Here is a 14,943-nt window from a genome sequence, read left to right on the forward strand (position 1 = left end):
CAATCGTGCCAATGTTGACGTGCGGTTTTGTACGCTCAAACTTTTCCTTTGCCATGATGGCCTCCTTTTTCGGTAATGCAGGGAGCGCGATACCCACGCTCCCTCAAATCTTCGCTTATGCGTATTTCGCCTGAATCTCGTCCGAGATGTTCTGCGGAACCGGATCGTAGTGGTCGAACTGCATGGTGAACTGGGCACGACCCGACGACATCGAACGCAGAGTGTTGATGTAGCCGAACATGTTCGCCAGCGGCACGAACGCGTCGATCGCGATCGCGTTGCCGCGCGGTTCCTGACCAGACACCTGGCCACGACGCGAGGTCAGGTCGCCGATGATACCGCCGGTATATTCTTCCGGGGTGATCACTTCGACCTTCATGATCGGTTCCAACAGTTTCGCGCCAGCTTTGCGCATGCCTTCACGCATACACATACGGGCTGCGATTTCGAACGCCAGAACGCTCGAGTCAACATCGTGGAACTTACCGTCCAGCAGAGCCACCTTGAAATCGATCACGGGGAAGCCAGCCAGAGGGCCGCTATCCATAACCGACTGGATGCCTTTTTCGACACCCGGGATGTATTCCTTCGGAACGGCACCACCAACGATGCGGCTTTCGAACGAATACCCTTCGCCCGGCTCGGTTGGAGTGATCTCCAGCTTAACCTCACCGAACTGACCCGAACCACCCGACTGTTTCTTGTGGGTGTAGGTGTGCTCGACCGGCATCGAGATGGTTTCACGATAGGCCACCTGCGGTGCACCGATGTTCGCTTCGACCTTGAACTCGCGCTTGAGACGATCCACCAGGATGTCCAGGTGAAGTTCGCCCATGCCCTTCATGATGGTCTGACCCGATTCCAGGTCGGTTTCCACACGGAAGGACGGGTCTTCGGCGGCCAGACGGGCCAGACCCTGAGACATCTTCTCTTGGTCGCCCTTGGTTTTGGGCTCAACCGCGATCTCGATCACCGGATCTGGGAAGGTCATGGTTTCCAGAACAACCGGATCCTTCGCATCACACAGGGTGTCACCGGTGGTGGTGTCTTTCAGACCCGCCAGCGCGATAATGTCGCCTGCAAACGCTTCTTCGATCTCTTCTCGGTTGTTCGAGTGCATCATCATCATACGACCGATGCGCTCTTTTTTACCTTTGGTCGAGTTCAGGATCGAGTCACCCTTGTTCATGGTGCCCGAGTAGATCCGTGTAAAGGTCAGCGAACCAACGAAGGGGTCGTTCATGATTTTGAACGCCAGACCCGAGAACGCCATTGCGTCGTCGGCACGACGTGCGATGTCACGAACTTCTTCCTCGTCGCCGGGTTTAAAGCCCATGTAGTCGACAACGTCCAGCGGGCTGGGCAGGTAGTCGATCACAGCGTTGAGCAGCGGCTGAACACCTTTGTTCTTGAACGCAGAACCACCCAGAACCGGAACGAACGCGATTTCCAGAGTACCTTTGCGCAGCAGGGCGCGCAGGGTCGGAACGTCGGGCTCATTGCCTTCCAGGTATTCCATCATCGCGTCGTCGTCCATTTCGACGGCCGCTTCGATCATCTTGCCGCGCCATTCTTCAGCCATGTCTTTCAAGCTGTCGCGGATAGGAGCTTTGATCCAGCTTGCGCCCAGATCTTCGCCCTGCCACAGCCATTCTTCCATGGTGACCAGATCGATCAGGCCTTCCAGCTCGGTCTCGGCACCGATCGGAATACCAACCGGAACAGCGCGTGCGCCGGTGCGGTCTTCGATCATGCGAACGCAGTTGAAGAAGTCAGCGCCGATCTTGTCCATCTTGTTGACGAAAACCATACGCGGAACCTTGTAGCGGTCAGCCTGACGCCACACGGTTTCGGTTTGGGGCTCAACACCGGCGTTTGCGTCCAGAACGCAAACGGCACCATCGAGAACCGCCAGCGAGCGTTCGACTTCGATGGTGAAGTCAACGTGGCCGGGAGTGTCGATGATGTTCAGGCGGTGCTTGGGGGTATCGGCGGTTTTACCGTCTTCGGTGCGTTCCCAGAAGGTGGTGGTTGCAGCCGAGGTGATGGTGATGCCGCGTTCCTGCTCCTGCTCCATCCAGTCCATGGTGGCGGCACCGTCGTGCACCTCACCAATGTTGTGGGATTTCCCAGTGTAATACAGGATACGCTCCGAGCAGGTGGTTTTCCCTGCATCGATGTGCGCCATGATACCGAAGTTACGGTACAGTTCGAGCGGATATTCGCGTGCCATTTTTGATAAGCCTCTGAATTACCAACGGTAGTGGCTGAAGGCTTTGTTCGCCTCGGCCATCTTGTGGGTGTCTTCGCGCTTCTTCACGGCAGTACCGCGGGACTGTACAGCGTCCAACAGCTCACCGGCGAGGCGTTCTTCCATGGTGTTTTCGTTGCGGCCGCGCGCAGCGGTGATCAGCCAGCGGATGGCCAGTGCTTCGCGGCGCTCGGGGCGCACTTCGACCGGAACCTGATAGGTCGCACCACCAACTCGGCGCGAGCGAACCTCGACCGACGGTTTGATGTTGTCGAGCGCTTCGTGGAACACTTCAACAGGGGCGCGCTTTACTTTGTTCTCAACGCGATCAAAGGCGTTGTAAACGATGCGCTCTGCAACCGACTTCTTACCGTCGATCATCAGGTTGTTCATGAATTTGGTCAGAACCTTGTCGCCAAATTTGGCGTCAGGCAGGACTTCGCGTTTTTCAGCGGCGTGACGACGTGACATCTCAGCCTCTCCTTCTTACTTGGGACGCTTCGCGCCGTATTTCGAACGGCGTTGCTTACGGTCTTTGACGCCCTGGGTATCCAGAACACCACGCAGGATGTGGTAACGCACACCGGGAAGGTCTTTTACACGGCCGCCACGGATCAGAACAACCGAGTGTTCCTGCAGGTTGTGGCTTTCACCGGGGATGTACGAGATCACTTCGAACCCGTTGGTCAGGCGCACCTTGGCAACCTTACGCATCGCCGAGTTCGGCTTCTTCGGTGTGGTGGTATATACACGTGTGCAGACGCCGCGTTTCTGCGGGCACTGCTCCAGGTGCATGGACTTTGAGCGTTTTACTTTCGGCTGCCGCGGCTTGCGGATCAGCTGTTGAATAGTTGGCATTCCGGTTTCTTCCCCGTTTTGCAACACACATGACATGCACGCGCGCTGCGTGCGGCTAAATTCACTGCACTTATGCGTCCACAAGCGCAAAACCCGCGAGCGCTCCCATTCCGAGGTGAACGTCGCGGTTGGTTATCAGAGGACGCGAACTGCAAAATTGTCCGGGTCTTGACCAGTTCATTACTGAAATCGGTTTTGGGGCGGCCCCCGGTACCGAGATGCGCGCGTATTAAGGGGAGTCGGCGCAAGTGTCAACAGCCGAGCCGCCCAGCCTGAAGATGCTGCCTGTCTGGCGCTGTCGGGTGGTTGCAGCACTGCTGCCCTGTGGGCATAGTTGACGCGCATACGCTACCCGGAACCCCAGATGCAAGTTATTGGCCTGTGCCGTTTTTCCTATCCCGCTCTTGGCGGCTTTCAAGTTGAACATGAAACGCTCGAAGCGCAGCGGCATTACCTTTACAACCCTGATCGCCTGAATGAGCGGTTTCACCTGTTCGAAACCCTTACCCTGCCCGCCTTGCGCGCGCAGACGGACCCGGAATTCGACTTTGTCATTGTGATCGGGGACTGCCTGCCGAAAGATTCTTTGGATCGTTTACAACAGCTGATTGCGGACCTGCCGCAGGCCCGGATTGTAGCCCACGCGCCGCATGAGCATCGCAAGCTCATGCACCAGATCTTGAACGAAGCGCGAAACGCAGCGGATCAACCGTGCCTGCAGTTTCGTCTGGACGATGACGACGCCATCGCGGTTGATTTTGTCACCCGCCTGCGCCGCGCTGCGCAGGATTGCAGCACTGCGTTTAAAGCAACTCAAACCGCCGCTATCGATTTCAACAACGGCTATATGCTGGAAACGCGGAAAACGGATTTTGGCGCGGCACAGGTCTACCGGCCTTTGATCTCGGCCGGGTTGGGCATGTATGTGTCAGGCGGGTGTAACCTGTCTGTCATGAACTTTGCCCATCAAAGAATGGCCCGGTTCATGCCCGTGATCAGTTATCCTGACGCGCCGATGTGGGTGCGCAGCCTGAACGGATTTAACGACTCGCCGAAAGCGCGCAAGGGTAACTTGAAACTTGCCCCTTTTGATCGAGCATTGCGCGACGTGTTCACAGAACGGTTTGCAGTTGAACTGGACAAAGTCTGCCCAACCTAATCTGCCGCATGAACCGCGCGGGCGCGCAGCAAGGTAAACAGGCCCGAGCCCACCACAATGGCGGCTCCAATCAGCGTCACCGCATCGGGCCAGTCGCCAAACACCACCCAGCCCAGCACAAGCGCCCAAATCAGGCTGGAATACCGGAACGGCGAGATGAACCCCACATCCCCGACCCGCATGACCATGACACTGAAGAGATAGCCCATCAGTACAAACACTGCTGAGGCTGCCACCAGAACCCCAGCATCAGACGTCACCGGCGCCCAGCCCTGAAACACCGAGGCGATGCCCGCTGCGATCGTGATGGATACCGAGGTCGCAAGCGTGACCAGCATCGACGGAACCTCAGGCGACATGCGCCGTGTCAGCAGATCGCGCGCGGTAAAGCACAGGACGGCCAGCAAAGCATAGATCAGATACAGGCTCAGCCCATCGGGCCCCGGCCTGACAATAAGCAGCATCCCCAGAAAACCGAACGCGATCGCCAGTTTTCGTCGCCAGCCAACGGTTTCCCCAAAGAACACGACCGCACCAAGGGTCACCGTCAACGGCAGGGCCTGCAAAACAGCGGAAACATTCGCCAGAGGGATATGGATCAAAGCTGACAGAAACAGAAACGCCCCGAACAGCTCGGCCAGGCATCGCAGCACAACCAGCCATCGATCATGCCGGTTGAACCTCAGATGCAGCGCCCCCAAACGATGCGTCAGACCAAAGACCAGCGCCGTGGCCAAAAGCCCCCGCAGCGCAATCAACTGAAACAGGGGCAGGTCTTGGCCTGCAAGCTTTACCAACGTGTCATTTACGGTAAAGGCGGCCATGCTGCCCATCATCAGCAAGGCGCCTTTTACGTTCGGGGTCAAAGTTTAACCGTCCTAATTCTGTACTGTCACGAAAATCTCTGTGGTCTGAATATCGCCGACATTGAAACCCGATCTGCCTGTGAAACGCCAGTGTTTAGTTGGCGGCGGCTCACGAGCCCGAATATTCGACCCGCGTGTGATCAAGCCCATCCAATGCCGCCTCAATGCGCGGTGCGATCTCAGCCCCGTCCCCGCGGGCCAGTCCGGCACCGCTCAAAGGATAGACGATCCGTGTAACTGGAAAGGTCACCGCAATTGCGTCGAAACTCCCTTAAATGGCGCAAAGTTCTAGAACTCTGCATAAGCATCGGTCTGCGCGTAGAAATAGATCGTCGGGTCGTCTGCGTCTGTATTCGTGCGCGCAGGTAGCACCGCAGTGACATACCATCGCAAGGCCCGTGGTCTGTCTCAAAACGTCCACCCAGACTGAACCTGCATATCGTGCAAAGATTTTCTTTCGCCTGAGCGAGGAAAGCGAATACTCTGGCAGCGCGGATTGTGATTAGGCTTTCCGTCTTCTGTGTGACCGAAGCTTAGCTCAAGCGTCAATCACAACCCTCCCCCGAAACTATCCAATTCATGAGTTCAATCAGATGATTTCAGTTCATTATTGCCGCCTTTTTGCGCGCTATAACGCCTGGCAAAACAACTCTTTGATAACCGCCGCCGACGGTTTGACAGACACCGAACGTTGGGCCGATCAGGGTGCGTTTTTCAAGTCGATTTCTGCCACCCTGAACCACCTCTATTGGGCGGATGCTTTGCAACTGGCCCGCATCAGAGGGGAGGAACGACCGCAGGGCAGGATCACCCATTCCCTGAGCAATCCTTCGCAATGGACCGAGTTCAAGCGAATGCGTAAGCAACAGGATAGGGAAATTGTAAAATGGGCAACCGGGCTGACACGTGAGGCGTTGAACGGCAGTGTGTCCTGGCTTCCGTTGAACGGATCAGATCGGGTTCAGATGCCTAAAGGGCTTTGCATCGTGCAGTTCTTCAACCACCAAACGCATCACCGAGGACAGGTTCATGCCATGCTGACAGCTTTGGGGGTGACACCAGAGCCGACCGATATTTTGGCGATGCCCCCAGAGGGCTGACAATGTGGCGCAAGGCACGTAGCTCGCTTTTCGACTCATGAGAACTGTGTACCCCAAAAAAGGCCCCGCGCGCTGCGCAGGGCCTTTCACGTCTTTCGACACGGTCGCTTACTCGCGGCTTTCCGGGGTTTCCACCAGAACGTCCAGCTCATCGCCGACCATATCGTCGTCAAAGGTCGGGGCGGCCAGTGCAGCGGCGGCTTCGGCCTCTTCCCGGCGGGCTTCGATCACGACATTGTCGCGCGACTGGGCAACCTGGCGCACGGCCTGGGTTGCGCCACCAGTCCCGGCTGGGATCAGACGACCAACGATGACGTTTTCTTTCAGGCCAACCAGCTTGTCCTTCTTGCCCTGAACCGAAGCTTCGGTCAGCACGCGGGTGGTTTCCTGGAAGGACGCAGCCGAGATGAACGAACGTGTCTGCAGCGAGGCTTTGGTGATCCCCAGTAGGATCGGCTCACCCTGAGCCGGGCGACCGCCGCGGGCGATGGTCTTTTCATTCGCCGCGTCGAACTCCTGCTTGTCGACGTGCTCGCCTTTCAGCAGGGTGCTGTCACCTGAATCCAGGATCTCCCACTTCTGCAGCATCTGGCGCACGATGACCTCGATATGCTTGTCGTTGATCTTCACGCCTTGCAGACGATAAACATCCTGCACCTCGTCGATCATGTAATCCGCCAGCGCTTCGACACCCATGATGGACAAGATGTCATGCGGAGCCGGGTTACCGTCCATGATATAGTCACCCTTCTGCACGAAGTCGCCTTCCTGCACCGGGATGTGCTTGCCCTTGGGCACCATGTACTCGATCGTTTCCATCGACTCGTCCGCCGGTTCGATGCTGATGCGACGCTTGTTCTTGTAGTCGCGGCCAAAGCGCACGTAACCATCGGCTTCTGCGATGATCGCGTGATCCTTGGGACGACGCGCTTCGAACAGTTCGGCCACACGCGGCAGACCACCGGTGATGTCCTTGGTCTTGGCACCTTCACGCGGGATACGCGCGACAACGTCACCGGCTTCGACGGTCTGGCCGTCTTCGACCGACAGGATCGCGTCCACCGACATCGGATAGTGAACCGGGTTGCCCGCATCGTTGCGGACCGGCTCACCATCTTCACCAACAAGAATGATCTCGGGCTTCAGGTCGCTGCCTTTGGGGGCGGCGCGCCAGTCAACCACGATCTTCTGGGTCATGCCGGTTGCTTCGTCGGTCTCATCCCGGACGGCAAGGCCCGAAACAAGGTCGACATATTTCGCTGTACCGGCTTTCTCGGCGATGATCGGCAGGGTGTAGGGATCCCATTCGAACAGCTTGTCGCCACGCGAGATCTGCGCACCATCCTTGACGAACAGCTTGGAGCCATAGCCCAGCTTGAAGCTGGCGCGCTCTTCACCGTGTTCGTCGTTGATGATCAGCTTCATGTTCCGGCCCATGACCAGACTTTCACCTGCTGCATTGACCAGGATCTGCGGGTTCTCGAAGGCAACAACGCCATCCTGGTTGGCTTCCTGGAACGACTGTTGACCACCCTGCGCAACACCACCGATGTGGAAGGTCCGCATGGTCAGCTGCGTGCCGGGTTCACCGATCGACTGTGCGGCGATGATGCCGACAGCTTCGCCGGTGTTCACCATGGTGCCGCGCGCCAAGTCACGACCGTAGCAGGTGGCACAGACGCCTTCCTCGGACTCACAGGTCAGAGGCGAGCGGATGCGCATCGACTGAACACCGGCCTCGTCGATTGTGTCGGCCATACGCTCGTCGATCAACTGACCGGCTGCCACGATCACCTCATCGGTGCCCGGACGCAGAACGTCGTCAGCCGCGACACGGCCCAGCACGCGTTCGGCCAGCGATGCAACAACCTCACCATCGTTCACAGCGGCTTCGGCCGTGATCGCGCGGTCGGTGCCACAGTCGATCTCACGCACGATGCAGTCCTGCGCGACATCCACCAGACGACGGGTCAGGTAACCCGAGTTCGCAGTCTTCAAAGCGGTATCCGACAGACCTTTTCGGGCACCGTGGGTCGAGTTGAAGTACTCGAGAACGGTCAGACCTTCTTTGAAGTTCGAGATGATCGGCGTCTCGATGATGTCACCGTTCGGCTTGGCCATCAGGCCGCGCATACCGCCCAGCTGTTTCATCTGAGTAACCGAGCCACGCGCACCGGAGTGGGCCATCATGTAAACCGAGTTCGGTTCCTGTTCCGAACCGTCCTCAGCCCGTTCCGAGGATGAGATCGTGCTCATCATCGCCTCGGTGACGCGGTCGTTACACTTCGACCAGGCATCAACAACCTTGTTGTACTTTTCGCCCTGAGTGATCAGGCCGTCCATGTACTGCTGTTCAAAGTCTTTTACCTGGTTGCGGGTGTCATCGACGATGCCCCATTTATCATCCGGGATAACCATGTCGTCCTTGCCGAACGAGATGCCCGCCTTGAACGCTTCTTTGAAGCCCATCGACATGATCTGGTCACAGAAAATAACCGACTCTTTCTGACCGCAGTAGCGATAAACGGTGTCGATCACCTGCTGCACTTCTTTCTTGCGCAGCAGACGGTTGACCAGTTCAAACGGCGCCTTGTTGTTCATCGGCAGCAACGCACCCAGGCGCAGACGGCCCGGCGTGGTTTCAAACCGCTTCTGAACTTCGTTGCCTTCGTCGTCGATCTGAGTGATCCGCGCGGTGATTTTGCTGTGCAGATGCACCTCACCCGCGTCCAGAGCGTGCTGAACCTCCTCCGCAGACCCAAAGACCTTGCCTTCGCCCGGCATGCCTTCGCGTTCCAGGGTTACATAGTAGAGACCCAGGATCATATCCTGCGACGGAACAATGATCGGTGCACCGTTTGCAGGCGACAGAACGTTGTTCGTTGACATCATCAGAACACGGGCTTCCAGCTGGGCCTCAAGGCTCAGCGGCACGTGAACGGCCATTTGGTCCCCGTCGAAGTCGGCGTTAAAGGCCGAGCAGACCAGCGGGTGCAGCTGGATCGCTTTGCCTTCGATCAGAACCGGTTCGAACGCCTGAATGCCCAAACGGTGCAGCGTCGGCGCACGGTTCAGCATGACAGGGTGTTCGCGGATCACCTCGTCGAGGATATCCCACACTTCAGGACGCTCTTTCTCGACCAGTTTCTTCGCCTGTTTCACGGTCGAAGACAGACCCTTGGCTTCAAGGCGCGAGTAGATGAACGGCTTGAACAGCTCCAGCGCCATCTTCTTGGGAAGACCACATTGGTGCAACTTCAGCTCTGGGCCGGTCACGATGACCGAACGACCCGAGAAGTCGACGCGTTTCCCCAGAAGGTTCTGACGGAAGCGACCCTGCTTACCCTTCAGCATGTCCGACAGCGATTTCAGAGGACGCTTGTTGGCGCCAGTGATCACGCGGCCACGACGGCCATTGTCAAACAGAGCATCCACGGATTCCTGCAGCATCCGCTTTTCGTTGCGGACAATGATGTCAGGCGCGCGCAGTTCGATCAGACGCTTCAAACGGTTGTTCCGGTTGATGACACGGCGATACAGATCATTCAGATCCGAGGTCGCGAAACGGCCACCATCCAGCGGAACCAGCGGACGCAGTTCCGGCGGAATGACCGGGATCACGGTCATCACCATCCACTCGGGCCGGTTGCCGGACTCGAGGAAGGATTCAACAACCTTCAGACGCTTGATGATCTTTTTGGGCTTCAACTCGCCAGTTGCTTCGGCCAGATCAGCGCGCAGCTGCTCGGCTTCGGCTTCCAGATCGATCTGGGCCAGCATCTCACGAATGGCTTCAGCACCGATATTGGCAGTGAACGCGTCCATGCCATAGGCATCCTGCGCGTCCATGTACTCTTCTTCGGTCAGCATCTGGCCATAGGTCAGGTCAGTCAGACCGGGCTCGATGACGACATAGTTTTCGAAGTACAGAACACGTTCCAGATCGCGCAGCGTCATGTCCAGCATCAGACCGATGCGGGACGGCAGCGATTTCAGGAACCAGATGTGTGCGACGGGTGCGGCCAGTTCGATATGGCCCATACGCTCGCGACGGACTTTTTGCAGGGTGACTTCCACGCCGCATTTCTCGCAGACAACGCCGCGATACTTCATCCGCTTATATTTGCCGCACAGACATTCGTAATCTTTGATCGGGCCAAAGATACGTGCACAGAACAGACCGTCACGTTCAGGCTTGAACGTCCGGTAGTTGATGGTTTCGGGCTTCTTGATCTCGCCATAGGACCAAGACAGGATCCGCTCAGGGCTCGCCAGCGAGACCTTGATCTCGTCAAAGACCTTCGGGGGCGTCAGCGGGTTGAACGGGTTGTTGGTGATTTCCTGGTTCATTTGTTACCTCAAATCTTGCGGAAGGGGGGACGGGAGAAAGGGCAGCGCCCTTACTCCTCAACCTCCGCATCCAGGAGTTCCATATTCAGGCCGAGGCCACGGACTTCTTTCACCAGAACGTTGAACGATTCCGGTACGCCCGCTTCAAAGTTATCCTCGCCCTTGACGATCGACTCATAGACCTTTGTCCGGCCGGCGACGTCATCCGATTTCACGGTGAGCATCTCCTGCAGGGTGTAGGCGGCGCCGTAGGCTTCCAGAGCCCAGACTTCCATCTCACCAAAGCGCTGACCACCGAACTGCGCCTTACCACCCAGCGGCTGCTGGGTCACCAGGCTGTACGGCCCGGTCGAACGCGCGTGGATCTTGTCGTCCACAAGGTGGTGCAGTTTCAGCAGGTACTTGATGCCCACAGTCACGGGGCGTGCAAATTGCTCACCCGTACGACCGTCGAACAGAACCGACTGACCGCTTTCCGAGAAGCCCGCACGCACCAGCGCGTCGTTGACGTCAGCCTCTTTGGCACCGTCAAAGACCGGGGTTGCGATCGGAACACCGCGGGTCACGTTGCCCGCAGCTTCGATCAGGCCATCCTCGTCCATGCCGGTGATGCCTTCTTCGTAGACATCTTCGCCATAGGCCAGCTTCATCGCTTCGCGCACCGGGGTCAGGTCGCCGGACCGGCGATATTCACCCAGAGCTTCGTCGATGTTCAGGCCCAGACCGCGCGCGGCCCAACCCATATGGGTTTCAAGGATCTGACCCACGTTCATACGCGAAGGCACACCCAGCGGGTTCAGACAGAAGTCAACCGGAGTACCATCGGCCAGGAACGGCATGTCTTCCATCGGAACAACCTTGGAGATCACACCTTTGTTCCCGTGACGACCGGCCATCTTGTCGCCCGGCTGCAGCTTGCGCTTCACGGCGATGAAGACTTTGACCATCTTCATCACACCCGGCGGCAGGTCGTCGCCACGGCGGACTTTCTCGACCTTATCCTCGAACCGCGCGTCCAGAGCACGCTTTTGCACTTCGTACTGCTCGTTCAGAGCTTCGACGATCTGTGCGTCTTTTTCGTCCTCCAGCGCCAACTGCCACCACTGACCGCGAGTCAGCATGTCCAGCAGCTCCTCGGTGATCACCGAGCCTGCCTTGACGCCTTTCGGGCCTTTGACAGCGGTTTTGCCCAGGATCAGGCCTTGCAGACGCGCATAGATGTTGCGGTCAAGGATCGCCAGCTCGTCATCCCGGTCACGGGCAAGACGTTCGACTTCCTCACGCTCGATCTGCAGCGCACGCTCGTCTTTCTCGACACCGTGACGGTTGAAGACGCGAACCTCGACAACCGTACCGTAGTCACCCGGCTTCACGCGCAGCGAGGTGTCGCGCACGTCAGATGCTTTCTCACCAAAGATGGCGCGCAGCAGCTTTTCTTCCGGGGTCATCGGGCTTTCGCCCTTCGGAGTGATCTTGCCGACCAGAATATCGCCCGGCTCTACATCCGCACCGATGTAAACGATGCCCGCCTCGTCGAGGTTGCGCAGCGCTTCTTCACCGACGTTCGGGATGTCGCGGGTGATCTCTTCCGGGCCCAGCTTGGTGTCACGGGCGGCAACTTCGAATTCCTCGATATGAACCGAGGTAAAGACGTCATCACGCGCGATACGTTCCGAAATCAGGATCGAGTCTTCGTAGTTGTAGCCGTTCCACGGCATGAACGCGACGACCACGTTCTTACCAAGGGCCAGTTCACCCATATCGGTCGACGGACCATCGGCAATGACCTCGCCCTTCTGGACGGTGTCACCCACCTTGATCAACGGACGCTGGTTGATGCAGGTATTCTGGTTCGAACGCTGGAACTTGCGTAGACGATAGATATCAACGCCCGCATCGCCCAGCTCCAGATCCTCGGTGGCGCGGATCACGATACGCTGAGCATCGACCTGGTCGATGATACCGGCGCGTTTCGCCTGGATCGCAGCGCCCGAGTCAATGGCAACCTTTTCCTCGATCCCGGTGCCGACCAGCGGCGCCTCGGCCCGCAACAGCGGAACCGCCTGACGTTGCATGTTCGAGCCCATCAGAGCACGGTTGGCGTCGTCATTTTCAAGGAACGGGATCAGCGAAGCGGCGACAGAGACCAGCTGCTTCGGGCTCACGTCAATCAGATCAACGCTTTCGACCGGCGCAAGGGTGTAATCCCCAGCCTGACGGGTGTTGACCATCTCGTTTTTGAACTTGCCGTCGGCATCCAGCGTCGCGTTGGCCTGCGCCACGGTATGACGCATTTCTTCGGTCGCCGACATGTAGTGAACTTCGTCGGTTACCTGACCTTCGTTCACCACGCGATAGGGCGTTTCGATAAAGCCATACTTGTTCACGCGGGCAAAGGTGGCCAGCGAGTTGATCAGACCGATGTTCGGACCTTCCGGCGTTTCAATCGGGCACATCCGGCCATAGTGGGTCGGGTGAACGTCGCGCACCTCAAAGCCCGCACGTTCGCGCGTCAGACCACCGGGCCCAAGCGCCGAGAGGCGGCGTTTGTGCGTGACCTCGGACAGCGGGTTGGTCTGGTCCATGAACTGCGACAGCTGCGATGAGCCAAAGAATTCACGGACAGCCGCAGCCGCCGGTTTCGCGTTGATCAGATCCTGCGGCATCACGGTGTCGATCTCGACCGAGGACATACGTTCCTTGATCGCACGCTCCATGCGCAGCAGGCCAACGCGGTACTGGTTTTCCATCAGCTCGCCAACCGAACGCACACGACGGTTGCCAAGGTGGTCGATATCGTCCACGTCGCCTTTGCCGTCACGTAGTTCCACCAGCGCTTTGATGCAAGCCACGATGTCTTCGCGGCGCAGGGTGCGCAGGGTGTCGGGCGCGTCCAGAGCCAGACGCATGTTCATCTTGACCCGGCCAACAGCAGACAGGTCATAGCGCTCGCTGTCGAAGAACAGCGTGTCGAACAGGGCCGAGGCCGCTTCGACGGTGGGCGGCTCGCCTGGGCGCATGACGCGATAGATGTCCATGAGCGCGCTTTCGCGGTTCATGTTCTTGTCTTGCGCCATGGTGTTGCGCATGTAGGGGCCAACATTGACGTTATCGATGTCCAGAACCGGAATGTCGGTGATGCCCGCATCCATCAGTTCCTTGACGCTGCCACCGATCAGGTCGCCGTCCTTGTCATATTCCAGGGTCAGTTCATCACCGGCTTCGACATAGATCGCGCCGTTTTCTTCGTTGATGATGTCCTTGGCAACAAACTTACCGACGATGTTGTCGAAGGGGACCAGCAGGTCGGTCACGCTGCCTTCGTCAATCAGCTTCTTGACTGCGCGCGGAGTGACCTTCTTGCCAGCTTCGGCAATCACTTCACCTGATTTGGCATCCACCAGATCATACGTCGGGCGGGTGCCGCGCACACGCTCGGGGAAGAACGGTGTGACCCAACCCTTCTTCTTATCCAGCTTGTAGGACACAGTGTTGTAATACGCGTCCATGATCGCTTCTTGATCCAGACCCAGCGCATAAAGCAGCGTGGTCACCGGCAGTTTGCGGCGACGGTCGATCCGGGCGAACACGATGTCTTTGGCGTCGAACTCAAAGTCCAGCCAGCTGCCGCGATACGGGATGATGCGGCAGGCAAACAGCAGCTTGCCCGAGGAATGGGTCTTGCCCTTGTCGTGGTCAAAGAACACACCGGGCGAACGGTGCATCTGGCTGACGATAACGCGCTCGGTGCCGTTGACGACAAAAGTGCCGTTGGGCGTCATCAGGGGCATGTCGCCCATGAACACGTCTTGTTCTTTGATATCTTTAACCGACTTGGCGCCGGTATCTTCATCGACATCAAAAACGATCAGACGCAGAGTGACCTTGAGCGGCGCGCTGTAGGTCATGTCGCGCTGCATGCACTCTTCGACGTCATATTTCGGCTTTTCCAGATCGTATTTCACGAACTCCAAAACGGAAGTTTCGTTGAAATCCTTGATCGGGAAAACCGATTGGAACACGCCCATGATGCCTTCGCCGTCTGTCGGCTGCTCTGCATCGCCGGAGCGCAGGAAAAGATCATAAGAAGATTTCTGGACCTCAATAAGGTTCGGCATTTCCAGCACTTCGCGGATTTTGCCGTAGTATTTACGAAGACGTTTCTGGCCAAGGAACGTTTGAGCCATGTCAGATGTCACCTTTCGATGTTCTCAGCGGGCAAAGACACCGTCGGGCCCCGGCATCTTGCACAATCGAGACAACACGTCCGGATCAATTCATGGCCACCGTCCCGAAGGCGGCCTCCCGATCCGAAAACCGTGTCTTAGAAAACGCCCCAACCGATGAGACCCTTTCTAA

General features: G+C 57.8%; 9 protein-coding genes. 2 read left to right on the forward strand and 7 right to left on the reverse strand.

Annotation, left to right across the window (positions count from 1 at the left end):
* Nucleotides 1-115: 115 nt before the first annotated feature.
* Genes fusA through rpsL form a run of 3 tightly spaced genes read right to left on the reverse strand, consistent with a single transcriptional unit; the run spans nucleotide 116 to nucleotide 3,109 of the window.
* Nucleotides 116-2,233, reverse strand: a complete 2,118-nt coding sequence (gene fusA, locus GOV38_RS20685) for an elongation factor G (protein WP_171103641.1) — start codon at nucleotides 2,231-2,233, stop codon at nucleotides 116-118.
* 18 nt (nucleotides 2,234-2,251) lie between these two features.
* The gene (rpsG, locus tag GOV38_RS20690) at nucleotides 2,252-2,722 is read right to left on the reverse strand and encodes a 30S ribosomal protein S7 (RefSeq protein WP_010441203.1); all 471 of its coding nucleotides are present in this window, start codon (nucleotides 2,720-2,722) and stop codon (nucleotides 2,252-2,254) included.
* A gap of 15 nt (nucleotides 2,723-2,737) precedes the next feature.
* On the reverse strand, nucleotides 2,738-3,109 hold the full coding sequence (rpsL, locus tag GOV38_RS20695; RefSeq protein ID WP_005621086.1) for a 30S ribosomal protein S12: 372 nt from the start codon (nucleotides 3,107-3,109) through the stop codon (nucleotides 2,738-2,740).
* Nucleotides 3,110-3,473: 364 nt separating this feature from the next.
* Between rpsL and GOV38_RS20700 the strand changes: the two genes are divergently transcribed.
* On the forward strand, nucleotides 3,474-4,268 hold the full coding sequence (locus GOV38_RS20700; protein WP_171210207.1) for a putative rhamnosyl transferase: 795 nt from the start codon (nucleotides 3,474-3,476) through the stop codon (nucleotides 4,266-4,268).
* Here GOV38_RS20700 and GOV38_RS20705 read toward each other — a convergent pair.
* The gene (locus GOV38_RS20705; RefSeq protein WP_171210206.1) at nucleotides 4,265-5,134 is read right to left on the reverse strand and encodes a DMT family transporter; all 870 of its coding nucleotides are present in this window, start codon (nucleotides 5,132-5,134) and stop codon (nucleotides 4,265-4,267) included. The genes GOV38_RS20700 and GOV38_RS20705 overlap by 4 nt on opposite strands.
* Before the next feature lie 109 nt (nucleotides 5,135-5,243).
* A complete protein-coding gene (locus GOV38_RS20710; RefSeq protein WP_171210205.1) occupies nucleotides 5,244-5,384 on the reverse strand; it encodes a hypothetical protein in 141 nt (46 codons plus the stop codon).
* Nucleotides 5,385-5,727: 343 nt separating this feature from the next.
* Here GOV38_RS20710 and GOV38_RS20715 point away from each other — a divergent pair, with 343 nt between their 5' ends.
* Nucleotides 5,728-6,234, forward strand: coding sequence for a DinB family protein (locus tag GOV38_RS20715; protein WP_171103646.1), 507 nt, complete (start codon nucleotides 5,728-5,730; stop codon nucleotides 6,232-6,234).
* A gap of 108 nt (nucleotides 6,235-6,342) precedes the next feature.
* Here GOV38_RS20715 and rpoC read toward each other — a convergent pair whose 3' ends face one another.
* A complete protein-coding gene (rpoC, locus tag GOV38_RS20720) occupies nucleotides 6,343-10,584 on the reverse strand; it encodes a DNA-directed RNA polymerase subunit beta' (RefSeq protein ID WP_171210204.1) in 4,242 nt (1,413 codons plus the stop codon).
* Nucleotides 10,585-10,634: 50 nt separating this feature from the next.
* Nucleotides 10,635-14,771: a DNA-directed RNA polymerase subunit beta gene (gene rpoB / locus GOV38_RS20725; protein WP_171210203.1), complete on the reverse strand. Its 4,137-nt coding sequence runs from the start codon at nucleotides 14,769-14,771 to the stop codon at nucleotides 10,635-10,637.
* Nucleotides 14,772-14,943: the final 172 nt, after the last annotated feature.

Origin of the sequence: Ruegeria sp. HKCCA5839 (assembly GCF_013035585.1) — a bacterium.
Lineage (GTDB): Bacteria > Pseudomonadota > Alphaproteobacteria > Rhodobacterales > Rhodobacteraceae > Ruegeria.

Excerpts from the sequence above, each read along its gene's own strand:
- GOV38_RS20700 (WP_171210207.1), top strand. The coding sequence starts at position 3,474 with ATGCAAGTTATTGGCCTGTGCCGTTTTTCCTATCCCGCTCTTGGCGGC.
- rpoC (WP_171210204.1), bottom strand. The coding sequence starts at position 10,584 with ATGAACCAGGAAATCACCAACAACCCGTTCAACCCGCTGACGCCCCCG.
- rpsL (WP_005621086.1), bottom strand. The coding sequence starts at position 3,109 with ATGCCAACTATTCAACAGCTGATCCGCAAGCCGCGGCAGCCGAAAGTA.
- GOV38_RS20715 (WP_171103646.1), top strand. The coding sequence starts at position 5,728 with ATGATTTCAGTTCATTATTGCCGCCTTTTTGCGCGCTATAACGCCTGG.
- rpoB (WP_171210203.1), bottom strand. The coding sequence starts at position 14,771 with ATGGCTCAAACGTTCCTTGGCCAGAAACGTCTTCGTAAATACTACGGC.
- fusA (WP_171103641.1), bottom strand. The coding sequence starts at position 2,233 with ATGGCACGCGAATATCCGCTCGAACTGTACCGTAACTTCGGTATCATG.
- rpsG (WP_010441203.1), bottom strand. The coding sequence starts at position 2,722 with ATGTCACGTCGTCACGCCGCTGAAAAACGCGAAGTCCTGCCTGACGCC.